Genomic DNA, 23,207 nt, shown 5'->3' with positions numbered 1-23,207 from the left:
GAGCAATAACACCTGCCATGCAGAAGAGAAGCAGTCCGGAGAGACAGTTTCATGGATAAAGAAACACATATCCAATCAGAACTATTCAGAATTCTGGTCGTTGACGATTCAGCCGATGCCCGCGAGGTGATCCAGACTCATCTCGAGGATGAAGGCTATGCGGTGCGGACCTGCTCGTGCGTTGAAGAAGCTCTGCAGCTTATTACGTCATCCGTATTCGATTTGATCATCACTGATCTGCGCATGCCCAGGGTCAGCGGCCTGGAACTGGTTCAGTATGTTCGCAACAATCTGAAGGATGTCGAGATCATGATGATCACCGGTCATCCTTCCATCGAGGGGGCTGTTGAAGCCATTAAGACCGGCGCTGAACATTACCTGGCCAAACCCTTCACGGAACGGGAACTGCTGGAGGCGGTTCGATCGATTGTTGAAAAAATGACGCGTCAACGATTGGCGCACGGTGAATCACTCTCGGGGCAATCGTATGGCATCATCGGGGCATCGGCGAGCATGCAGCAGGTGTTCAAACTGATCGGCAAGGCCGGTGATACGTCGGCGACCGTGAACATTTCCGGCGAGAGCGGCACTGGAAAAGAACTCGTCGCCCGCTCCATCCATTACGCTGGAAAACGCCGATCAGCACCCTTTGTCCCGGTCAACTGTACAGCCATTCCGGAAAACCTGATTGAAAGTGAATTGTTTGGCCATGTCAAAGGGGCCTTCACCGGAGCAGGAACCGCGCGTAGCGGTTTTTTTGCCATCGCCGACGGAGGCACGCTTTTCCTGGATGAGATCGGCGATGCCAGCCTGGCCCTGCAGGCCAAACTGTTACGGGCCATTCAAGAGAAAACCATCTACAAGGTGGGATCGAGTAGTGCCGTACAGATCGATACCCGTATGATCTGTGCCACCAACAAGAACCTGGTACAGTTGATCGACAAGGGTTTGTTCAGAGAAGACCTGTACTATCGAATCAACGTAATCGACATCTCTCTACCGCCTTTGCGGGAGCGGGGTGACGATCTCCTGCTGTTAATTAACCATTTCCGGGCAAAATTCGCCAAGGACCTGGGGCATCCGGTTCCTTCTTTCAGCGATGAGGCTTTACAACATCTGATGGCCTATCACTGGCCTGGCAATGTGCGGGAACTTGAAAACCTGGTGCAGAAACTGGTTCTCATGTGCGAGGGAGAAACAATCGATCTCATGGATCTGCCCTCGACCCTGAAACCCACGGTCTCCATCACTAAACGACTGGATCGCAGTCTGGCCGAATACGAAGCGGAATATATTCGTGAGGTTCTGGCCAGTGTGCAGGGGAACAAAACCAGGGCGGCCGCCATTCTCAAAATTGATCGAAAAACTTTGCGGGAAAAGCTTCGCTGACCTGCCCCGCGCTCCACCTGGTCCTCTTCGCTGCAGGAAAAAGACACCGCTGCTAACGTCTGATTTTTCATGTTTTTTTCGAAGAATCAGACCGGTTGCTTTAATTTTTTGGGTTGTTTTTGCCTCGGTAGTATGCGTATACTCGTGTCCTATCCGTTTTATTCAGATAAATATTTATCCATGGGAGGATGAATCATGAGCAGTAATGCGTCAGAAGAGTCAACCCGAAAACCTCGAATACAAATTAATCCGCCGGTCTTTTTAGGTTCAGCCGGCTTGATTATTCTTTTCGTTGTTTTTACCATACTCGACCCTGGACGGGCCGGAGAACTTTTCAGCGGTATCCAGGGTTGGATTGTCCACACCTTTGGCTGGTTTTATGTATTAGCTATGGCCACCTTCCTGATTTTTGTGGTTCTGCTGGGGGTGTTCGGCTATGGATCCATCAAGTTGGGTCCGGACCACAGTGAACCGGACTACAGCTATCTTTCCTGGTTCGCCATGCTCTTTTCCGCAGGGATGGGTATTGGTCTCATGTTTTTCGGGGTGGCCGAGCCGGTCATGCATTATCTGACTCCACCTGTGGCTGATCCGGGGACGGTTGAAGCGGCCCGGGATGCAATGAGAATCACCTTTTTCCATTGGGGGGTTCATGCCTGGGCCATCTACGCGGTGGTGGCCATTTCTCTGGCGTATTTTTCTTTTCGCCACAACCTGCCCCTGACCATTCGCTCAGCCTTCTATCCTTTGATCGGTGAGCGGATTCATGGTCCCTTCGGTCATGCTGTCGACATCTTTGCCATTCTCGGCACCATGTTTGGCGTGGCCACATCTCTTGGCTTCGGTGCCATTCAGGTGAATTCCGGCCTCAACTATTTGTTTGACGTTCCCGTTTCCATTACCGTACAGATCCTACTCATTGCCGGGATTACTCTTATTGCCATCGTTTCCGTGGTGCTGGGACTGGATGGCGGTATCCGCCGGCTTTCCGAGTTAAACATGATTCTGGCGATTGCCTTGGTGGCTTTTGTGCTGGTGGCCGGCCCGACTGTGTTCCTGCTACAGACCTTGACTCAGAATATCGGTGCCTACGCCTCGAATATCGTCACTATGACGTTCAATCTCGAGGCTTATGAACCAACGGGCTGGGTTGGTGGTTGGACCTTGTTTTATTGGGGCTGGTGGATTGCCTGGGCTCCGTTTGTCGGCATGTTCATCGCTCGAGTGTCCAGAGGCCGGACTATTCGCGAGTTTGTCCTTGGCGTACTGCTGGTTCCGGTTGGCTTCACCTTTATGTGGATGACTTTTTTCGGCAACACCGCCCTGCACATGATTATGGCCCAGGGAATTACCGAGTTAGGTGAAGCCGTGTCTGCAGATACCACCATGGCTCTGTTCCAGTTTTTTGAACATCTGCCTCTCTCCAGTATTATGTCGCTGCTTGCCACCATTTTAGTGGTAACCTTCTTTGTCACCTCATCGGATTCCGGTTCTCTGGTCATTGATATGCTGGCGTCGGGCGGTGAAGATGATGCGCCGGTCTGGCAGCGGATATTCTGGGCCGGGAGTGAGGGTGTTGTTGCATCAGCACTCCTGCTGGCAGGTGGCCTGGCGGCATTGCAGACCGCAACTATTGCCACTGCACTGCCCTTTACCGTGATCATGCTGTTTATGTGTTGGGGCCTTTTACGTGCCCTGCGCATTGATATAGTCAAGAGGGCCAGCCTGAGCAATGCGGTACTTATGCCGCAGATTGCCCAGAAACCGGTTTCCTGGCAAAAACGAATTACCTCCTTGTTGCACCACCCTACCGAGACAGAGGTCAAGGAATTCATCACCAAAACCGTCACGCCTGCACTGGAGGACGTTACCATTGAATTGAAAAAACGAGACATGGACGTTCGCGTGGAGCATGGTGAAGACGGTCGTGTCTGGCTGGAGATTCTCCACGGTGACGAAATCGATTTTTTTTATTCGGTTCGACCCCGCACCTATTCACCTCCGACCTTTGCCCTGCGCGGCACTTCAAAAAAGCGAAGTAAAAGTTATTATCGGGCAGAGGTGCACCTGAGCGAGGGCGGACAGGACTACGATGTAATGGGATGGAGCAAGGAGCAGATCATCACCGACGTGATCGATCAGTACGAAAAGCACCTTCATTTTCTCCTGACATTGCGTTGAAATTTTTGCATCATGCCAACCGCTGCGATCTCTGGGTAAAGGGATCGTAGCGGCTTGAGGCAAAGGGTATTCTCTCAGGGTAACGAGTCTTATGCCTTATGCACTCCCTTTCTGCCTGCCTCTGCAGAGCTTTACATGCACACGCGGCTACATCGACCATTCTACTGAAAATATCTTGCTGTAATCATATAATAATTGCAGCGGAATCCTTAACAATACCTTTCACCAGCTAAAGCTGACCTGCGGACGAACGCTCACGGATCCAGGTCTTTATATTTTATTATTTTCGTACGGGTACGCCATGGCCGACAGCCTATATATCGCCAATCTGGAAATTGAATGCGGCAAACTGGTTGTGACCCTGGGGGTCATGGAACTGCTCTCTCGACGGATCGGTCATGTGGGGTTCTTCCGACCGATCACCCCGGGAGATGGCACCAATGACAATGACATCAACCTGATCAGACACCGGTACAATATTGATCTGACCGAGGAGGAGATGGTCGGTATCAGCCATGACGAGGCTCGTTCTCTGGTTGCCAATGGGCAGGAGCAACTGCTGTTTCGCCGTATTGTCGGCAAATTCGTTGAAGTCCGTAAAAAATGCGACTTCCTGTTGTGCGAGGGGCCAAACATTGTCAGTATGTCCGAGGCCTTTGATTACGACATCAGTATTCGTATTGCCCGCGAACTGGGGACCCCGACCCTGCACGTTGTCAATGCCCGCAATCGCGGTGTTGATGAAATACAGGGAAACATACGGGTAGCGGAGAAAATCTATGAACAGTATCAGTGCCCATTGTTGGCGATGTTTGTCAACCGGATCGATCCCGACCTGTTCACCGCCGCCAAGGAGCAAATCAAGGCCAGTCACCAGGAAAAATCCTATCGGCTTGATTTCCTTCCTGAGATGAAAGGGTTCAGTATGCCAACCATGGAGGAGATCACCGAAGCCCTCGGTGCTCGTCATTTCAGCGGCCCACCGGCCGCCGGACGGCAAAGTGATATTCATGCCATCAAGGTGGCGGCGATGAGTCCGGCAAATTTCATCGACTTTCTTGAAGAGGACGATCTGATAATCACCCCCGGCGACCGCCCGGACATCATCCTTGCCACCCTGGGGGCTATAGCTTCGCGTCATTATCCTTCACCGGCGGGCCTGCTGCTTTCCGGTGGTTTTGAACCAAGCCCCTCCATGGTCAGATTGCTCGACGGTATCGATAATCTGCCCTTGTCGATGTATCTTATCCCTGGCGATACCTACAAGGCAGCTATGCGTGCCGGTGAGGTTAAGGGGGTATTGCAGCCGCATAATGAGCAGAAAACTGCCAGGGCCCTGGGTGTTTTTGAAAGTCATGTCGATACGGTCGGTCTGGAGCAGCAGGTCATCGATACCGTGACCACCATCATGTCTCCCTTGATGTTTGAGTATTCACTTTTTCAGCAGGCCAGGGCCGAGCGCAAACATATTGTCCTGCCCGAGGGGTATGACGAGCGTATTCTCCAGGCGGCCGAGATTCTTCGCTCCCGCGAGGTGGTTGATCTCACCCTGCTTGGTGATGAAAAGACGATCCGCAGTCGGGGGGCAACTCTGGGTCTGAAACTGCAGGATGTGTCCATCATTGACCCCAAGACATCTCCTCTGCGGGAGGAGTTCATTGAAAACCTCTACCAGTTGCGCAAGCACAAGGGATTCACCCGGGACTACGCTCAAGACGCCATCAATGATGTCAGCTATTTTGGAACCATGATGGTTCACACCGGCAGGGCCGACGGCATGGTTTCCGGTGCGGTCCACACCACCGAGCACACCATTCGGCCGGCTTTCCAGATCATCCGCACCCGCCCGGAAGTTCTGGTGGTTTCCAGTGTCTTTTTCATGTGTCTGGAAACACGGGTGCTGGTGTACGGCGATTGCGCGGTCAATCCCAACCCCGACAGCGAGCAGCTGGCGGAGATCGCCATTCGTTCAGCGGAGACCGCGGCCATGTTCAACATCGAGCCGATTGTGGCCATGCTTTCTTATTCCAGCGGTTCATCGGGACATGGTGAAGATGTGGAGCAGGTGCGCAGGGCGGTGGCCCTGGCCCGTACACTTCGACCGGACTTGAAAATCGACGGACCGATTCAGTACGACGCCGCTATTGATATCTCGGTGGGCAGCCAGAAAATGCCGGAGAGCGAGGTGGCTGGGCGGGCAACGGTTTTCATCTTTCCCGATCTCAACACCGGCAATAATACCTACAAGGCGGTGCAGCGTTCCGCCGGAGCAGTGGCAATCGGTCCTATTCTGCAGGGACTCAACAAGCCGGTCAATGACCTCAGTCGCGGCTGTCTGGTGCCTGATATCGTCAACACCGTGGCTATTACCGCTATCCAGGCCCAGGCCCTGGCCAAGAAGCACCAGGAGGAAGCCTGAAGCCTGCATCCGTGACGGCTGGACTCTTTTTTGTGTTATATCTTGCGATAATCAGATTGTAATTGCAGCAGAATCCTTGACTATAATCTTCAACAGCCGCCCTTCGGGGCGTCCGTCCGCACTCCATCTTCATGGCCCGTATCCGTTCGATAACGTCTCCTTTAAGCAAGCACCACGAATAACGAAGCTGACCCACGGACGGACACTTACGAATTGAGGTGAAGAGCATGCTGAGCGTCTTTGGAGCAGGGGAACGGAAAGGCGCTGGAGGGTGATGCCTTTCCCGGCTGTTGTTCAGGTGCCTATGAGCAGACGCAAGAGTCCGATAACCAGCATCTGGGCCAGGCAGACGGGTAATCCGTAGTGAAGAAAGGGAACAAAGAGAATGGGGGTGCCATTCTGACGGGCTATGCCCACCGCGACCATGTTGGCGGAAGCGCCGACCATGGTGGCGTTGCCTCCCAGGGAACCGCCGAGAAGCAGGGAAGCATACAGTTCCATCCGATTGCCTTGCCTGCCAAGTGCCTCGATGAGCGGAATCAGGGCCGCCATGATCGGGATGTTGGGGACCACCCACGAGATAGTCATGATGGCAAGAAAAAGAAGATACACCGCTACCTGGGGTTGAGTAGTCACGGCATTGCCGAGGTAAGCGGCGATTGCCTCAATGACCCCTGTGGCTTCCAGTGCGCCGGTGAGCATGAAGGTGCAGGAAAAGAAAATCAGTGTGCTCCAATCGATGTCCCTGAGAATGTCGGCCGCGGAATCCAGGCTGAATCGCTCCGCCAGGATGAGGGCGCCCGAGGCCGCGCTCAGGGCGATCAGATCGGGAGAAACCGGAACTTCCAGCAGTTCTCCGATGACGAAAAAAATGAGCATGCCGCTGCCGATGGCAACGATGGGCAGGAAAAACCGCCAGGGAATAAGCACTTTTGGCGGCAGGGATTCCGCCTGGACAGGCAGCCTGACTCGCCATTCGTGCCGCCAGCACCAGGGCAGCAGCAGCACCAAGACAGCTACCGCGACCACACCGGTCCATGAAAAGGCCTTGAGGTAGGCAGAAAAATGCATCCCGGCCGCCTGGCTGATCAGATATGTGGCTGGATCACCGACCATGGTCAGCAGGCCGCCGCTGTTAGCGGCCAGTGCCACCAGGATGAGCAGTGGCGCGGGTTGCAGCTTGAGTTCCCTGGCAAGGGGAAGCAGCACCGGGCCGAGTATCAAGACTACCGTGGCATTAGGCAGTATGGCGCTGAGCATGACGGTGACCAGGGTGATCCCGATGAGCAGTCGGCTGCCTCTGCCCCGGGAAACGATCAACATTCTCCGGGCAACTTTATTAAATATGCCGATTGGCTGCAGGGTGCGGGCCACGATCATGGCGCCCAGGAGCAGGGCCAGGGTCGAGTAGGCCGAGGTCATCTGTTCCACAGCCTCGGAAAGGGTGAAAATCCCCCCGTAGACCAGGACAAGAACTCCGGTAAGTGCCGCCACCGCCGGGCTCAGTCGGTTGCTGATAACAAGCAGGATGACCGCGAGAAATGTCAGGGAAGCGACCCAGGCATGCATGACGCGAGAACTTACTTTGTTGGTGGCTTGTCGATGTGCGGAAGCGATGCCTTCGGGACCTGATGCTGTTCCTGCTGCAGTCTTTTGGCCACATCACCTGGTGAACCGCTGTATCGCGAGATCAGGCTGTAGGCCACCGGCACCACGAAGATAGTGAAGAGGGTCGCGGTCAGGACTCCGACAAAAACAACGATGCCGATCACATGGCGAGTTTCGGCCCCAGCCCCAGACGTCAGGATGAGCGGTGTTGCCCCGGCGGCGGCAGTCAGACCGGTCATCAGAATGGGCCGCAGGCGCAGTTGCGCGGATTTCATCAGGGCTCGATTGAAAGATGCGCCCCTGTCCCGCAGCTGGTTGGCGAATTCGACGATGAGAATACCATTTTTCGCCGACAGGCCGATCAGGGTCAACAAGCCGATCTGTGAATAGATGTTCAACGTTTTTCCGGTCAGGTGCAGGCCGAGAAGGCCGCCCGCCATGGCCAGCGGTACGGTGAGAATGATGACCAGGGGGTGGAGGTAGCTTTCAAACTGCGCGGACAGCACCAGAAAAACGACCACAATACCCAGGACGAACACAAAAACCATGGAACCGATGGATTTTTTCAAATCCCTTGATTCTCCTTTATAATCGATACGAACCGTATCGGGCAAGTGCTCTCTGACCAGGTTTTCAAGATAGTTCAGTGCTTCCCCCAGGGGCAGAGTATCGACCAGGTTGGCCTCGATGGTAATGGCCCGGACGCGGTTGTAGCGGTTGAGGGTGGCGGAGTCGGCAAACTCTTCGATGGTTATGAAGTTGGCCAGGGGGAGCAGGGCGCCGGTCCGGCTGGAGCGGACATAGATATGTTCCATGCTGGTTTTGCTGCGCTGTTCCTCGCGCTCCCCTTCAAGAATTACGTCATATTCCTCACCATCATCGATATAGGTCGTCACCCTGCGTGACCCCATCATGGTTTCCAGTGTTCGACCGATGGTAGTGACCGTGACGCCTGCCTCCGCAGCACGGTCATAATCGATGCGGACCCCCAGCTGCGGTTTGGTTTCTTTATAGTCCCAATCCACGGCAATCAAACCAGGATTGTTTTTTTCGATCTTCTCGATCAGAATGTCCCGCCAGGATGCCAGTTGTTCATAGGTTCCGCCGCCAATGACAAATTGGACCGGCTTTGCCGCGGAGCGAGTGAAACCCTGCCGCATGACGACAGCGACCTGCACGTCAGGCAGATCATTGAGTCGGCCCCGGATTTCATTCATGATAACGCTGGCGGGCCGGCGTTTTCCCCAGTCTTCGAGCACGACCATCGCCATGCCGGTATTGAAGCGGGCGATGTTGCCGAAACCCCGCGGCGCCCGGACCAGCATGGATGAGATTTCGCCGTTATCACCGGTGTAGGTCAGCAGACGCCGTTCTATCTCATCCATGTATTCTTCCATAACGGCAAAAGTAGCGCCCTCGGGTCCATTGACAAGAACGATGAATACGCCCCGGTCCTCACGGGGAGTGTATTCAAAGGGAATCTGGCGAAAAACGTGCAAGGTGGTGGCGATCAGGGCGGCAAACACCACCAGAACAATGACCGGTCTGCGGATACAAATCGACAGGGCACGCATGTACCCGTGGCGGATCACCTTGAAGTGACGATGCATGATGGTCGGGCCAGGGGTACCGCCGTGGTTTTTTTGTTGTAAAAAATGCCCCCCCAACATGGCGGACAAGGAAAGGGCTGTCAGGCTGGAAAAGAGGATGGCCGCTGCCATGGTCAGAGCGAACTCGGTAAAAAGGCGGCCCAGGTCTCCTTGGAGAAAGGTGATGGGCACAAACACCGAGATCAGCACCATGGTGGTGGCGATCACCGCGAAGCCAACCTCTCTGGTCCCCCGGTAGGCGGCAACCAGTGGGGTCTCCCGATAGTCCTGCATGCGGCGGATGATGTTTTCCAGGATAATGATGGCATCGTCGACCACAATGCCGATAGCAAGCACCAAGGCGAGCAGGGTGAGGAGGTTGATAGAAAAACCAAAGGCGTAGATGATTGAAAAAGTGGCGATGAGCGACACCGGCACCGTCACCGCCGGGATGAGTGTGGCGCGGATGTTGCCGAGAAAGAGGTAAATAATGACCACCACCATGGTCAGAGCAATGGCCAGGGTGACATAGACCTCGCGGATGGCGGCCTTGATGAAAACAGAGGAATCAAAGGTGCGGCTTATGACCATGCCATCAGGCAGGGTTGGATTGAGTTCCTCCACCAGTCGAGCCGCGGCGTCGGTAACTTGAAGCGTGTTGGCCACGGACTGCCTGGTGATGCCGATACCGATACGCGGCAGGCCATCGCCACGGAACATGGTTCGGTTTTCCACGGTGCCGCGTTCGACGCGCGCTACATCGCTCAGACGGACCAGATGGCCATCCTGCCCCTTGGCCAGCACCAGTCTGGCAAAATCCTCCACCGTGCGGAAGGTTCGCTCCACCCTGACGGTAAACTGACGTTCGATGGACTCGATTTCTCCGGCGGGCAATTCAATATTCTCAGCCCGCAGCGCATTCTCGATGTCGCTGACCGTCAGGCCGCGGGCGGCCATAGCGTTGCGATCCAGCCAGATGCGCATGGCATAGGTCTGCGAACCGCCGATGCGCACATTGGCCACCCCGTCGAGGACCGAGAATCGTTCGGCCAGATAGCGCCTGGCATAATCAGTCAACTCTTGACCGTTCATATACGGACTGGAGAGGCTGTACCAGACAACGACATCATCGTCGGAATTGACCTTCTGCACCTCGGGCGGCGAGGCCTCGTCCGGCAGGTTATTGAGCAGGCCGGCAACACGGTCGCGGACATCATTGGCGGCAGCATCGATGTCACGGTTGATGTTGAACTCCAGAATGACCCGGGAACGCCCATCCTCGCTGGAGGATTGAATATAATTGATCCCTTCGATGCCGGAAATGCGATTTTCCACCAGTTGGGTGATTCTTGTCTCGACGATGCTGGCGGAGGCTCCGGGGTAGCGGACATCGATGGTAACGACGGGCGGGTCAATGCGGGGATATTCCCGCAGAGCAAGACGATCGAAGGAGACCAGGCCGAAGGCCACCAACAGCAGAGAGATGACAGAGGCAAAAACCGGCCGCTTGACCGAGAGGTCGGAAAGTAGCATTACCTGGTCTCCATGTCGCCTGTCTCTCTGTCCTGACGAAGAAGCTCTTGCAGAGATTCGTTGCCCTCCTGCCTGGCAAGGATCCGAATCACCATGGCATCGCTCACCTTGATCGTCCCGTGGGTGACCACCAGATCGCCGGCAACCAGCCCTTCGAGGATTTCCACCTTCCCCGGGCCGCGGGTACCGATCCTGACCTCCGTTTTTCTGGTCAAGGGTCGCCCATCCTCACCTGTTTGTACCAGAAAAACAAAGGTTTGCCGCCCGTCAAAGACAATGGCTGATTCAGGAATCACTATGGCCTGACGTTGATTTTTGAGCAGAATCACATTCATCAGCAGGCCCGGTTTGAGAAGACGGTCGTCGTTTTCGAGTATGGCTCGTGCCGTGATGGCGCGGGTGACCGGATCGATGCGAGTGTCCACGCTGGACAGGGTGCCGGTGAAAACCCGGTCACCGAAAGGGGCGGCCCGGGCGATAATGTCCAATCCAGGCACAAGAGTGGTCAGGTGCACCGAGGGCACGGAAAAATTCAGTTTCATGATTGAATCGTCATCCAGGGTGGTGATAGGTACCCCGGGTTGCAGGAGCGAGCCGACACTGATGTTGCGCAGACCCACCACCCCGCTGAACGGTGCTGTGATCCGGCGGTCGTCGATCCGTGCCTTGATGATGTTCAATCGTGCCAGGGCCGTCTGATACTCGCGGCGGCGCTGATCCAGCAGGGATTCCGAGGCTGCCCCCGAACTGACCAGCCCTTCCAGGCGGTCGACCTGACGGCGGGCTTCCGCAGCGATGGAGGCCTGTTCCACTTCCATTTCCGCGAGTTCGACCGCACTGGATAACTCCACCAGATTGTCACCGGCCTCTACCCGTTGGCCGTCCTCGAAATGGATGGCTACCACCGTATCGGTGACTGTTACCGTCAAGGTGACAGATTCATTGGCCCGCAGGGTACCCAGGGCTTCGACCTCATCAGCGATTTCGACCTGGCGGGCTTCAGCGACAACGACAGCTGGGGCCAGATCACGGGGCTGGGCAAAGGCAAAGCCGGCAAGAAGGCAGGAAAGCAGGAGGGTGCATGGAAAAGGTATGGCATAAGGCTTCATGACAAGGTTATCCCGCCGTGGCCACCGGGGCTCCCAGGGCACGGAAAAGTTGTATTCTCAGGAGAACAAGCTGCAGGCGTTGCAACACCAGGTCGCGTTCCACCTGGTGAAGGCTGCGCAGGGCATCGAGTACAGGCAGGTAATCATTCACGCCCTGGCCAAATTGCTCTTGAGCCAAGGTCAGATTCTGGTTGAGGAGGTGACGACGGGCATCGAGCAATTGTATATATTCGCGCTGACGGTGTTCTCGGTACAAAATGTTTTCGACCTCTTCGATCGCTTCCAGGTAGGTGCGAGTGAAAATGGTCAGGCGTTCCTCATACAGTGCCTGGTTTTTTTCGACTTCCGCTTTTCGCCGGCCCCAGTCCAGCAGGGGTTGCACCAAACCAGCAAGGAGGGATCCGAGAGGACCGGAGGAATTGGCACTGTCGACCAGGAATAAACCGCCGGTCACGGTCACACGCGGCAATCGGGCGGCCATGGCCTCGCCAATGGAGGCATCGGCGGCGACCAGTCGGTCACGCTGGGCGCGCAGGTCCGGCCGTTGGAGCAGTAGATCCGATGGGATACCCAACGGGGGGAGGTTTCCGACGGTAGCAAGGCGATGGTCGGCGGTGGTCCGTTCTTCCTGGTCCGGTGCCGTGCCGAGCAGTACGTCCAAACGGAGTTCCTCGGTCCGCAGAGCGGCTCTGGCCGGCGGGATGAGACTCTGGGTTTGCACCAGTTGTCCTTGTTGCTGCAGGAACTCGATCCTGGTACCAACCCCTTTTTGCCAACGTAATTCGATGAGGGTGAGGAGTTCCTTGTCCGCCTGTTCCTGTTGATGGAGCAGGGCAAGGACAGCGTGCTGGGCAATGGCCCGGTAATAGGTCGCTGCCAGGGATGCTGTCAGGGTCAGGCGGGCTGTTTCCACATCATGGGCGGCCGCTGAGCGCAACAACTGGTCGGCAGTGGCCGCGGACTGCAGCCGGTTGAAGGCATCGATTTCCCAGGACAGGGCAAGTCCTGTTTCACTGCTTGTTCTCCTGCTGGCACCGCTTTCCCATCTCCCACTGGTATTGGCATTGAGATTGATTTCGGGAGAGAGACGTGCGGTTGACTGTCTGGTCAGTGCATCGGCTTGTTCGAGTCGAGACAAGGCTGCGCGGATATCGAGGTTATTCTCCAGGCCCTGGGCAATCAGCTCGCTGAGTTCGGGGTCGTTGAAACTGTCGTACCAACGGCTCCTCAGGACTGCATCAGCATCGGCTTGTTCGATGGCGTAGCTTGCTGCTCCTGATTGCAGAGGCAAGGGGGCAGGATCTATGGAGTGGACGCTGCAGCCGGATAGCAGGATTGCCATGATCACCGACAGCAAAAAAAACAATCTGCTCAAAAATATCTCCTTGGCATGTCGATCGGGTTGAGCCGTATCGATCACCTGGATCCGTGACGGCTGGGTTTTTTTGTGGATATATTTGTCTGTAATCAGGACATAAGTGGAGAAACATTTTTCATGGACCCCCTTCACCCGCCGCCCTTCAGGGCGTCCGTCCGCACACCATTTTTTGCCCTTAACCGTTCGATAAAGGGTATTTTAATCGAACGGCCACGAGCGACAAAGCTGACGCACGGATGAACGCTCACGGATCCAGAGATCAGTATATGCGGAAACCGTTGCTGAAAAAAGTGGAACGTATCGGCAAGGCATGCTGTGTTCGCTTGGAGCAAAAGATAATGATGAATTGTGCAGAAAATATGAAAAAAATGAAAAACTGTGATTGAGAACGGGAAAAAACCGCCACAACCATTCTCCCGTTACGGATTCAGGGGAGAGAGACTCCGCGCCAATTAAAGGAATGTCATGTCTCTCCTTGAAAAAACCGGTCGCTGTGATAGTTTGCAAAAGACAGAGAGTCAGCCGGTCCCGTACCGGTTCCCTATTCCCTTTTTTCATAACGATGAACATGCCGGCAACAATCATCAGCGGAATCGAAACCGCCAAGGCGATACGAGAAGAAATCGGAATCGAGGTGCGCCGTCTTAAACAGGAGTATAACATCATTCCCGGTTTGGTGACTATCCTGGTGGGCGATGATCCGGCCTCCCAGTCCTATGTAGCCGCCAAGAACAGGACCGCTGAGGCACTGGGGATTTTTTCCGAACAGGTGACTCTGCCGGCCATCACGGCTGAGGTCGATGTGTTGCGGATCATCGACGAGGCCAACCGGAATCCCGCCATTCATGGTATTCTGGTGCAGTTACCACTGCCTCGCCACATCAACGAGACCAAGGTACTTTTTACTATCGATCCGGATAAAGATGTCGATGGTTTCCATCCGGTCAACGTCGGTAAGATGTTGTTGGGTGAACAGTGTTTCCTGCCCTGTACCCCTAACGGTATTCTCGAGTTGCTTCGCCGTTCCGGTGTCGAGACTTCCGGGGCTGAAGTGGTGGTGATCGGGCGGTCCAATATCGTCGGCAAGCCCGTGGCCAGTCTGATGCTGCAGAAACGGGAAGGAGGCAACGCTACGGTAACCGTCTGTCATACCCGAACCCGGGACATGGGGTTCCATACCCGCAGGGCCGACATCCTCATCGTTGCCGCTGGAGTGGCGCGCATGATCAAGGCCGATCAAATCAAAGAAGGCGCGGTCATCATTGATGTCGGCATCAATCGCGTCGGTCAGGCGGCCAACGGCAAAGCCATACTCGCCGGCGATGTCGATTTCAACGATGTGGTCGGCAAAGCCGGTGCCATTACTCCGGTACCGGGTGGGGTCGGTCCAATGACCATTACCATGTTGATGCAGAACACCCTGCAGGCGGCCAAAAGGGCTGCGAGGATAGATGGTTGAGCATGCAGGGTTTTGCGAAAGAAAACAGACAGGTCTGCAATACCTGTGGCGGCACTGGAGAAATCGGGTATTTCCAGGGAGAAAGCCGATTTTTCATCACCAGGGAAGAGTGCCCGGCCTGCTGCGGCTTCGGATATGTCCTGGAGGATGAGGGCCCTACGCCCGAGCGCACCGGAGACGATCTTCACGACGAAGAGGAATGACATCATGAATGGCAATGATCTTTGGGATGTCCTGGGTTCCCTGGACAACGACGAGGCCCATTTGATTCTGGCCGAGTTGTTTGCTCACTACGAACAGCGCCGGGAACGGGATCCGAAGGACCCCGGGGCTGCATCGTTTTTTCAGGCCTTGGAGAGTATTATCAACCGGATCCAGTCCTGTAATGTCAATCGGCGTTGATCGGCTTTCATCTTTCTCTGAATTTGTGACGGCTGGGCTCTTGTTTTTGATTTAATTTGCTGTAATCGTCCTGAAAATAGGACGATATTTTTGGCAATACTCTTTCACCAGCCGCCCTTCGGGGCGTCCGTCCGCCATCTTCATTGCCCGTAACCGTCCGATAAAGTCTATTTTAGTCGAACGGCAACGAACAATGAAGCTGGCGCACTGACAAATGCTCACGGATCCAGGCTTTCGTAACCAGCGGGCTGCATGGAGAGGAGTGTCGACCTGTGGGTCCTTCTCTGTGCGAGTTTTTGCCAATTGTTGTGATGGCGGTGGGATGATCTGATATTTTCAGATCGGTGATTTGCTTTTCAGGGTTTTGGTGCCATAGGGACAGACAGCGGCGCAGATGCCGCAGTTGTGACCGTTATGATAGGCAAAGTAGTGCTCTTTTTTCCATTGATCACAGGCTCGCACATCCAGTAACGCCTCCCGGGGTATCCCTGGCACCCAGGCGTTCCCCTGCAGGGCCTTTGCCGGGCAGGCCTCGACGCAGCGCAAACAATGGCCGCAGAAACTTTTCTGCATTGGCGGGCCGCAGGGAAGGGCAAGATCGGTGAAAACCGTGCCCAGACGAACCCAGGGACCGTACGCGCGGGTCACAAGCTGACAGTTGCGGCCGATCCAACCTAACCCGGCAAGGGTGGCCGCTGTTTTGTGGGGAAAGTCACCCCGGATTCCAACAGTATCCGTTCGTTCCGACGCCGCAAGTGGCGTAGCATGATACCCTCTGGTGACAAGTGCGTCGACCAGCGCTGCGGACAGCCTGTTGATACGGGCATTCACCCGGCCGTATTCGTCGGCGTAAGCCTGGTTTGGTCCGTTCGAAATACCGACCATGATATGTGGCTGCATGGGAGCGACCCAGGCAATGGCAAAGGGAAAGCGTTGCCCCCCCCTGCACCACCGGTGAAGGGAGAATACGCAGGTCTGCTCCACCCCACAAAAGAATACCGTGCCTGCTCATCCAGTCTGATAGCCATTGCGGACCAGAGAGCTCGGTTTGGTCAGTATCCTTGTTTGTTGTTTTCATCCTGAACCTATGACGGCTGGACCTTTGTTTTGGACATATCCAGCTGTAACAAGATCGTAATTATAGCGGAATCCCTGATAATAACCTTCTCCAGCCGTCCAAGGTTTCAGGCTTCAGGGAAATTTCTGAAACGATTGACGGGATTCGATGGCCTTGCTCAGGGTATGTTCATCGGCGTATTTGATGTCCATGCCCATGGGAATGCCGCAGGCCAGACGACTGATGCTGATGGCTGCCCCTTTGAACAGGTCGGCGAGGTAGGAGGCTGTGGCTTCGCCTGGCACTGTGGAACTGGTGGCAATGAGCAGTTCGTCAATACTGCCGGAATTGACCCGCTGTCGTAGTTCACCGATTTTTAACTCGGCGGGTCCTATACCGTCCATGGGCGCGAGCACACCGTGGAGGATATGATACACGCCGCGAAACGCTCCGGTTTTTTCGATAGCCATCTGGTCACCCGGCTCTTCAACCACACAAACCAGGCGAGGATTTCGGCCGGTGTTGCCGCAGATGCCACAAAGGTCTGTTTCGCAAAAAGTGTAGCACTGGTGGCAAAGATGGATGGTCTCATGGAGAGCGATCAGGTCACCGGCCAGGTTACGGGCTTCCGCCGCCGGTCTGCGTAGAACGTACAATGCCAGTCGGGTGGCGGTTTTTCTTCCGATTCCCGGCAGCTTGCAGAAATCGGCAATCAAACGCTCAAGAGCGGGCGGGATGACCTGCATTTAAATGAGACCTGGAATATTGAGTCCGCCGGTCAGCCGGGCCATTTCACTTTTGCTCAGTTCTTTGGCCTTGTGTATTCCGTCGTTCACTGCGGCAGTGATAAGATCTTGCAGCATGAGAGTATTCTCCCGCTGGACCATGGCTTCTTCAATGGTCAGATCAAGCAGTTCGCCTTTACCGTTGAAGGTGGCTGTCACCATACCAGCTCCGGCTGATCCGGTGACGCGCTTTTCAGCCAAGTCATTTTGCAATGTTGCCAGACGTTCCTGGAATTGCTGCGCCTGTTTCATTAAATCGCCCATGTTCATTAGTCGTTATCTCCAGGGAAAGGGTTCAGGTTAGTGGCCGGTATTGCCAGCCTGATGCACTCTGCGTGGTCTGTTGACAGAAGCCTGATTTGGACACGGGTATGGCGAAGCTGCAGGCTCTGTCCAATCGGTTTCGTCCGTGTGGTCTGTTTATTGAGGACCTGCTTGCTCTTCGTCGGATGGATTGCCGTCGGCAACTTGGGTCGTTGTCGTCTGATGTTGCGAGCCGACTCTGATGGCACCGACCTGGCCGGTGAAGACATCGAGGGCTGTCAGGACCAGCGGATCTTTCGCCAGAGCCCTTCGTTTTTCCTGCACGGCAAGGCCGTTGGCTGGATGGACAGCACAGGCATCGGAACCGGGAACTTCAAAACGGATGGTTAGGTTTTCCTGAAAAAAATTCAGGACAAATTCTGTCAGAGATTGGACGTTGTTAGCCTGTTTCAACATGGTGCAGTCCGTGCTGTCATCAAAGTGAATGATCAGAACATCCTGCTGACACTCCACTGAAGATGCGACCCGCAGAGGTGCGGCGATCCAGGGTTGTCGCTCATGAACGTATCTGAGGAAGGAGTCCCATTGGCGGCGAAGAGTTGCATTGTCCAGTCTGCCAGCATTGGTGGCAGGTGCAGGAACATCCTGGGGTGGTGGGGAGGCATCATTGGATTTGGGCTGCGACAGCTGATCGGGCTCAGGAAGGACAGTCTGGTCCGGCTCCATGGTAGGCGAAGTCGCGAGTTCTTGTTGTAGCTTTGAGGAAGGCGGCACCGTTCCATCGGTACGACCGGCAGGCGATGCAGTTGGTCGACTGGATAAGGATTCCTGGAGCGGTACGGTGTCGGCTGACTGGTTCGGTGCCGGTCTATCCTGGTTGCCTTCAGGATGTCTGGTAACAGCCTGGGCCCGATCCTGAAGAGATGTTTCCGGTCCGCTCCGGTTCGGCTGTTGGGGTGCGGCAAGTGGAACCGGGTTCGGCTGTTCACAGGGAAGGGCGGCCAGTATGTTGTCGAATCGGCTGATAAGTTCCGAAACCGGGGTGATATCGCGAAACTGGATGGTGCGGATAAAAGTGAGTTCAAGGGCCAGGCGGGGTTGCTGTGAAGAGGAAACGGTTTCCAATCCGTTAAGGAGCAGGTTGAAAAGCGCGGCAAGAGTCTCCACCGAGTATGCTGCGGCCGTATGTTTCATTTCCTCCAGTTCATCGTCGGTCACTTCCAGTAAGGATCCGGGATCAGTACTTACCGAGCAGACAATAACACCCCTGAACCATTGAAGCAGATCGTTGCTGAACCGTTTGATATCCGTGCCATGGAGGTAGATCTCGTCGAGCAGGGCATAAACTGTTGCCAATTCGCCCTTGAGCAGCGCCGACCCCATGGCGGCGACCAGACGATGACTGACGAGGCCGAGCACATCGATGACGTCCTCGGTCTTGACTTCCCGGCCGCAATAGGAAAAAATTTGATCAAGAAGGCTCAAACCGTCACGGACACTGCCGCCTGCTTCCCGGACGATCATGTCAAGACCCTCAGTGGTGATCTGTACACCTTCCGCTTCAGCCAGTCGGCTGAAATGATCGGCGAGTTCTCGGTGGCTCAGGCGTTTGAGTTCATAACGCTGGCAGCGGGAAAGGATGGTTATGGGAACTTTATGCAGTTCGGTGGTGGCAAACATGAAGTACACATGGGGAGGCGGTTCTTCCAGCGTTTTCAAGAGTGCGTTGAAAGCCTCGGTGGTGAGCATGTGCACTTCATCAATGATGATGATTTTATACCGTGAACTGGTGGGCATGAAGCGAATTTTTTCTTTCAGTTCACGAATTTCCTGGATACCTCGATTGGATGCCCCGTCGACTTCCTGAAGATCGATACTGGTGCCGTCGGTGATCTCGCGGCAGGAGCGGCAGCGATTACAGGGTTCGGCTGCCGGCCCTTGTTCGCAATTGAGGGCTTTGGCCATAACGCGTGCCAGGGTTGTCTTGCCGGTGCCACGGACACCGCTGAAGATCAAAGCATGGGGGACCCGGTTCAGCTTCAGTGCGTTCTGCAGGGTCCGTACCACCGCTTTTTGACCAACAACTTCTGCAAAAGTCTGCGGACGTGATTTTCTGGCAAGGACAAGGTAGGACACAACGGGGTACCAGGCTGAGTGATGAAAAAAATGATCGGATCACTAAGCGGCCGAGGAGTGATTCCGGTGGGGGGAAAAAGATAGCCGGGCACCCCTGAGCACATAAAGAGGGTCACTGCCGCTGCTTCCTTCCGGACCTGACGGGGTTCGTGATTCTTTATTGCCCAGGACCCGGCTATCACACTGATGGATCTGGTTCCATGAAAAGGGAATGGTACGAAAGGAGAGATAAGGTTGAATCTGAACCTGTCCGGCTATGTGTCGAGGTCCTGTGCTATCTTGGTTAGCCTTTCCCTTTTCGATCGGTCGTTTATACCTGTCAATTCGATACCCGTCAAGAGATTTCATGGTCGGGATGGAAAAGGTGGAATATTAATCGGCATGTTGCGGAGCCTGCTATGCCGGGTGCATACTGATTCCACTGGTGACGGAGCACAGGCGTGGAGATGGTATTCCGGAGAAAAGGGTGATAAACGACGGGAGGATGCCAGGTAAGTGAAATCATTCACTCCCGGAAAAGGTGAGGAAGTGAATGATTTCAGATGACCGATTGTCAGGTTGTGCCAGGGGCAATGGTCACCTCGGTTGGCGGAAAGGTATTGTCAGATGAGCAGGTCCTTGCCAAGAATGGAAACCAGATCCTCGGCGGCCCTGGTGGGAGCTATATGACCCTGTTCAACACTCTGTTTAATACCGGGCAGGAGTTTCTTGATTTCCGGGTGCTGATAAAACCAGCGCTCCAATCCTTCATTAACCAGAAACCACATCCAGGACATGGCTTGTTCCTGACGTTTGGTTTCCAACTCGCCGGTGGCGACCATTATGCCTTTATGAGAATTGATGGTATCCCAGATTTCTTTCAGGCCGGTATTTTCAAGAGCGCTGCAGGTCATGACCGGCGGCATCCAGTTAGGCGAGGATGGGGTCACCAGGTGAAGTGCTGTTTCGTATTGTCTTTTCGCTAGTTTTGCCCTGTTGACATTGTCACCGTCCGCTTTGTTGACAACGATGGCATCAGCGACTTCAAGGACACCTTTTTTGATTCCTTGAAGTTCGTCGCCGGCACCGGATATCTGTAAAACAAGAAAAAAATCGACCATGGAGGCCACGGTGGTTTCCGATTGCCCCACGCCAACGGTCTCAACAATGATGACATCAAAGCCGGCTGCTTCGCAGACAAGCATGGTTTCCCGGGTTTTTTTGGCTACCCCTCCCAGACTGCCGCCGGATGGGGATGGACGGATGAAAGCCATGTCGTCCACTGCAAGTTTTTCCATCCTGGTTTTGTCGCCAAGGATGGAACCGCCACTGCGCGTACTGCTTGGGTCGATAGCCAGAACCGCAACACGGTGTCCCAGAACGGTCAGCATGGTGCCGAAACTTTCGATAAAAGTGCTTTTGCCTGCACCGGGCACTCCGGTGATGCCCATTCGTACTGCTTTGCCTGTGTACGGTAAAAGTTCATTGATGACGTGTCTGGCAATCTCCTGATGCGAAGAAAGACTGCTCTCAACCAGGGTAATGGTTCGGGCAAGCATCAGGCGGTTATTGTCCATGACACCCTGGATGTAATAGCTGGGATCTTTATGCATATCTGACCTTTAGTGGAGGTTTCGTCATGCCAGCATGCAAACGGACGGATTGTCGCCCGTCCGTTTGCAGTGTTACCTGTGTGCTGTATGTACTTATTTGCCTACCTGTGCTTCAATCAGATCAAGTACCTTGGTCGCTGATTGGGTGATCGGGGTTCCAGGTCCGAAAATGCCTTTGCAACCTGCGTCATAAAGGAATTGATAGTCACTGGGCGGGATAACGCCACCGGCCACAACCAGGATTTCACCGGCACCACCTTTCTTCAAGTGGTCAATAAGTTCCGGAACCAGAGACTTGTGCCCGGCTGCCAGGCTGGAGGCACCGACAACATGGACGTCGTTCTCAATGGCCATTTTCGCTGCTTCTTCAGGAGTCTGGAACATGGGGCTGATATCGACGTCAAAGCCAAGATCCGCGTAAGAGGAGGCAACAACCTTGATGCCACGGTCATGGCCATCCTGGCCCATTTTGGTGACAAGAATACGTGGACGGCGGCCATGTTTAGCCTGGAAGTCGGCGGTGCGTTTGCGCAGGGTTTCGATAACCTGGGCGCTTTCACTGTTCACTTCACTGTATTCAGAAGAATAGGCTCCGGATACACACTGGGTGGTGGCAACAAAGCGGCCGAATACTTTTTCCATGGCGTCGGATATCTCTCCCACTGTTGCTCTGGCTTTGGCAGCTTCAATGGCGACCTCGAGGAGGTTTTCTTTACCGGCTGCGGCTTTGGTGAGCGCCTCGAGACAAGCCTGTACCTTGGCTTCATCACGGGTTTTCTTGATGTGGTTGATACGTTCGATCTGCTCGAGACGGACGGAATCGGGTACCTCGAGGATATCGAAGTCCATTTTTTCGTCTTTGAGACGATACTTGTTGACACCGACAATGACGTCCTTGCCCTGGTCGATACGGGCCTGACGACGGGCGGCGGATTCCTCGATGCGCATTTTCGGCATACCGGACTCGATAGCTTTGGCCATACCACCGATTTCCTCGATTTCATCGATGATCTTCTGGGCTTCTTCAACGATCTGATGGGTCAGCCACTCGACGTAATAGGAACCGCCAAGGGGATCAGCGACTTTGCAGATCTGCGATTCTTCCTGAATGATGATCTGAGTGTTTCTGGCGATACGGGCGGAAAATTCAGTGGGCAGGCAGACAGCCTCGTCAAAGGAGTTGGTGTGCAGCGACTGGGTGCCGCCCAGGACTGCGGACATGGCCTCGATGGTGGTCCGGATGATATTGTTATACGGATCCTGCTCGGTCAGACTCCAACCGGAGGTCTGTACATGGGTACGCAGCATCGAGGATTGGGGATGTTTCGGGTTGAACTGCTGCATCAGACGGTGCCACAGGAACCGGGCAGCCCGCAGCATGGCAATTTCCATGAAAAAGTTCATGCCCACGCCATAGAAAAACGACAACCGTGGAGCAAAGGTGTCGATGTCCATGCCGGATTTGAGAGCGGCGCGTACATATTCGACACCGTCGGCCAGGGTAAAGGCGCACTGGAGGACGGAGTCGGCACCAGCTTCCATGATGTGGTAGCCGCTGATGGAGATCGTGTTGTATCGGGGCATATTTTTTGACGCATGTGCCATGATATCGGACACGATCCGCATGGAAGGTTCGGGCGGATAAATGTACGTGTTCCGGGTCAGGTACTCTTTGAGAATGTCATTCTGGATGGTGCCATTGAGTTGTTCCTGCTTGACACCCTGCTCTTCGGCGGCACCAATCCACATTGCCAGAATCGGGATGACCGCGCCGTTCATGGTCATGGAGACCGACATCTGATCCAAGGGGATGCCGTCAAAGAGAATTTTCATATCCTCGATGGAATCGATGGCAACACCGGCTTTACCGATGTCACCGGCAACACGTGGGTTGTCGGAGTCATACCCACGATGGGTGGACAGACTGAAAGCAACCGAAAGGCCTTTCTGGCCGGCAGCCAGGTTTTTCCGATAAAATTCGTTGGACGCCTTGGCGGTGGAAAACCCGGCATATTGGCGGATGGTCCAGGGACGACCGGCATACATGGTCGCCATCGGTCCACGGGTATACGGTGCCATACCAGGCAGACTGCCAACGGAGGGCAGGCCTTTGATATCGTCCTCGTGGTACATCGGCTTGATGGAGATGCCTTCGGGGGATTTCCAGGCGATCGAGTCAGGGGTTTTTCCCTTCATCTGCTTGGTCGCCAGCTCAACCCATTGTTCGTATGCACTTGCCATGTCACTTACTCCTTGTCGTTGTCTTGGGACGAATCCCTTGGTTGGATATGAAACAGACCGACGCG

General features: G+C 54.8%; 16 protein-coding genes and 1 other RNA gene. 6 read left to right on the top strand and 11 right to left on the bottom strand.

What is annotated here, in order from left to right:
- The first annotated feature begins 51 nt into the window (after nucleotides 1–51).
- The 3 genes from JWG43_RS05495 (at nucleotide 52) to pta (ending at nucleotide 5,989) form a co-directional block, all read left to right on the top strand.
- On the top strand, nucleotides 52–1,389 hold the full coding sequence (locus JWG43_RS05495) for a sigma-54-dependent transcriptional regulator (protein ID WP_205241816.1): 1,338 nt from the start codon (nucleotides 52–54) through the stop codon (nucleotides 1,387–1,389).
- Between the two features lie 195 nt (nucleotides 1,390–1,584).
- Entirely contained in the window at nucleotides 1,585–3,570 is a 1,986-nt protein-coding gene (locus tag JWG43_RS05490) for a BCCT family transporter (RefSeq protein WP_205241815.1), read from the top strand.
- 301 nt (nucleotides 3,571–3,871) lie between these two features.
- On the top strand, nucleotides 3,872–5,989 hold the full coding sequence (gene pta / locus JWG43_RS05485; RefSeq protein ID WP_205241814.1) for a phosphate acetyltransferase: 2,118 nt from the start codon (nucleotides 3,872–3,874) through the stop codon (nucleotides 5,987–5,989).
- Between the two features lie 294 nt (nucleotides 5,990–6,283).
- Here the strand turns inward: pta and JWG43_RS05480 are convergent, their stop codons facing one another.
- From JWG43_RS05480 to JWG43_RS05465, 4 genes are read right to left on the bottom strand one after another with little or no spacing between them, the layout of a single operon-like run.
- Nucleotides 6,284–7,558 (bottom strand): ArsB/NhaD family transporter, encoded by a 1,275-nt coding sequence (locus JWG43_RS05480; RefSeq protein ID WP_205241813.1) that lies wholly within the window; start codon nucleotides 7,556–7,558, stop codon nucleotides 6,284–6,286.
- An 11-nt stretch (nucleotides 7,559–7,569) separates the two neighbouring features.
- Nucleotides 7,570–10,719: an efflux RND transporter permease subunit gene (locus JWG43_RS05475; RefSeq protein ID WP_205241812.1), complete on the bottom strand. Its 3,150-nt coding sequence runs from the start codon at nucleotides 10,717–10,719 to the stop codon at nucleotides 7,570–7,572.
- The gene (locus JWG43_RS05470; RefSeq protein ID WP_205241811.1) at nucleotides 10,719–11,828 is read right to left on the bottom strand and encodes an efflux RND transporter periplasmic adaptor subunit; all 1,110 of its coding nucleotides are present in this window, start codon (nucleotides 11,826–11,828) and stop codon (nucleotides 10,719–10,721) included. The genes JWG43_RS05475 and JWG43_RS05470 overlap by 1 nt, the downstream gene beginning before the upstream one ends.
- A gap of 7 nt (nucleotides 11,829–11,835) precedes the next feature.
- On the bottom strand, nucleotides 11,836–13,203 hold the full coding sequence (locus JWG43_RS05465; RefSeq protein ID WP_205241810.1) for an efflux transporter outer membrane subunit: 1,368 nt from the start codon (nucleotides 13,201–13,203) through the stop codon (nucleotides 11,836–11,838).
- A gap of 571 nt (nucleotides 13,204–13,774) precedes the next feature.
- On the opposite strand from JWG43_RS05465, the gene JWG43_RS05460 reads away from it, so the two are divergent.
- From JWG43_RS05460 to JWG43_RS05450, 3 genes are read left to right on the top strand one after another with little or no spacing between them, the layout of a single operon-like run.
- Nucleotides 13,775–14,665: a bifunctional 5,10-methylenetetrahydrofolate dehydrogenase/5,10-methenyltetrahydrofolate cyclohydrolase gene (locus tag JWG43_RS05460; RefSeq protein ID WP_205241809.1), complete on the top strand. Its 891-nt coding sequence runs from the start codon at nucleotides 13,775–13,777 to the stop codon at nucleotides 14,663–14,665.
- Entirely contained in the window at nucleotides 14,662–14,868 is a 207-nt protein-coding gene (locus JWG43_RS05455) for a hypothetical protein (protein ID WP_205241808.1), read from the top strand. Before JWG43_RS05460 ends, JWG43_RS05455 begins: the two co-directional genes overlap by 4 nt.
- A 4-nt stretch (nucleotides 14,869–14,872) precedes the next feature.
- On the top strand, nucleotides 14,873–15,067 hold the full coding sequence (locus JWG43_RS05450; RefSeq protein ID WP_205241807.1) for a hypothetical protein: 195 nt from the start codon (nucleotides 14,873–14,875) through the stop codon (nucleotides 15,065–15,067).
- Between the two features lie 336 nt (nucleotides 15,068–15,403).
- On the opposite strand, the gene JWG43_RS05445 is transcribed toward JWG43_RS05450, so the two are convergent.
- The 7 genes from JWG43_RS05445 to scpA all read right to left on the bottom strand — a co-directional run bounded on the left by JWG43_RS05445 (nucleotide 15,404) and on the right by scpA (nucleotide 23,142).
- Nucleotides 15,404–15,967, bottom strand: coding sequence for a 4Fe-4S double cluster binding domain-containing protein (locus JWG43_RS05445; protein ID WP_240193402.1), 564 nt, complete (start codon nucleotides 15,965–15,967; stop codon nucleotides 15,404–15,406).
- 291 nt (nucleotides 15,968–16,258) lie between these two features.
- The gene (gene recR / locus JWG43_RS05440) at nucleotides 16,259–16,870 is read right to left on the bottom strand and encodes a recombination mediator RecR (RefSeq protein ID WP_205241806.1); all 612 of its coding nucleotides are present in this window, start codon (nucleotides 16,868–16,870) and stop codon (nucleotides 16,259–16,261) included.
- Nucleotides 16,871–17,179: a YbaB/EbfC family nucleoid-associated protein gene (locus tag JWG43_RS05435; protein ID WP_205241805.1), complete on the bottom strand. Its 309-nt coding sequence runs from the start codon at nucleotides 17,177–17,179 to the stop codon at nucleotides 16,871–16,873.
- 150 nt (nucleotides 17,180–17,329) lie between these two features.
- Entirely contained in the window at nucleotides 17,330–19,309 is a 1,980-nt protein-coding gene (gene dnaX, locus JWG43_RS05430; protein ID WP_205241804.1) for a DNA polymerase III subunit gamma/tau, read from the bottom strand.
- A 79-nt stretch (nucleotides 19,310–19,388) separates the two neighbouring features.
- An RNA gene (ffs, locus tag JWG43_RS05425) (signal recognition particle sRNA small type) lies at nucleotides 19,389–19,486 on the bottom strand.
- A 425-nt stretch (nucleotides 19,487–19,911) separates the two neighbouring features.
- A complete protein-coding gene (meaB, locus tag JWG43_RS05420; RefSeq protein WP_205241803.1) occupies nucleotides 19,912–20,901 on the bottom strand; it encodes a methylmalonyl Co-A mutase-associated GTPase MeaB in 990 nt (329 codons plus the stop codon).
- A 93-nt stretch (nucleotides 20,902–20,994) separates the two neighbouring features.
- The gene (gene scpA, locus JWG43_RS05415; protein ID WP_205241802.1) at nucleotides 20,995–23,142 is read right to left on the bottom strand and encodes a methylmalonyl-CoA mutase; all 2,148 of its coding nucleotides are present in this window, start codon (nucleotides 23,140–23,142) and stop codon (nucleotides 20,995–20,997) included.
- Nucleotides 23,143–23,207: the final 65 nt, after the last annotated feature.

The sequence above is a fragment of the Desulfobulbus alkaliphilus genome, from assembly GCF_016918545.1.
Lineage (GTDB): Bacteria > Desulfobacterota > Desulfobulbia > Desulfobulbales > Desulfobulbaceae > Desulfobulbus > Desulfobulbus alkaliphilus.
The sequence above is the reverse complement of the archived record's forward strand: the minus strand, read 5'-3'. Positions and strand labels throughout refer to the sequence as shown.

Coding starts and splice junctions, on each gene's coding strand:
- scpA (WP_205241802.1), bottom strand. CDS start 23,142: ATGGCAAGTGCATACGAACAATGGGTTGAGCTGGCGACCAAGCAGATG.
- JWG43_RS05475 (WP_205241812.1), bottom strand. CDS start 10,719: ATGCTACTTTCCGACCTCTCGGTCAAGCGGCCGGTTTTTGCCTCTGTC.
- JWG43_RS05460 (WP_205241809.1), top strand. CDS start 13,775: ATGCCGGCAACAATCATCAGCGGAATCGAAACCGCCAAGGCGATACGA.
- meaB (WP_205241803.1), bottom strand. CDS start 20,901: ATGCATAAAGATCCCAGCTATTACATCCAGGGTGTCATGGACAATAAC.
- JWG43_RS05480 (WP_205241813.1), bottom strand. CDS start 7,558: ATGCATGCCTGGGTCGCTTCCCTGACATTTCTCGCGGTCATCCTGCTT.
- JWG43_RS05435 (WP_205241805.1), bottom strand. CDS start 17,179: ATGAACATGGGCGATTTAATGAAACAGGCGCAGCAATTCCAGGAACGT.
- JWG43_RS05490 (WP_205241815.1), top strand. CDS start 1,585: ATGAGCAGTAATGCGTCAGAAGAGTCAACCCGAAAACCTCGAATACAA.
- recR (WP_205241806.1), bottom strand. CDS start 16,870: ATGCAGGTCATCCCGCCCGCTCTTGAGCGTTTGATTGCCGATTTCTGC.
- JWG43_RS05450 (WP_205241807.1), top strand. CDS start 14,873: ATGAATGGCAATGATCTTTGGGATGTCCTGGGTTCCCTGGACAACGAC.
- JWG43_RS05495 (WP_205241816.1), top strand. CDS start 52: ATGGATAAAGAAACACATATCCAATCAGAACTATTCAGAATTCTGGTC.
- JWG43_RS05470 (WP_205241811.1), bottom strand. CDS start 11,828: ATGAAGCCTTATGCCATACCTTTTCCATGCACCCTCCTGCTTTCCTGC.
- JWG43_RS05445 (WP_240193402.1), bottom strand. CDS start 15,967: ATGCAGCCACATATCATGGTCGGTATTTCGAACGGACCAAACCAGGCT.
- pta (WP_205241814.1), top strand. CDS start 3,872: ATGGCCGACAGCCTATATATCGCCAATCTGGAAATTGAATGCGGCAAA.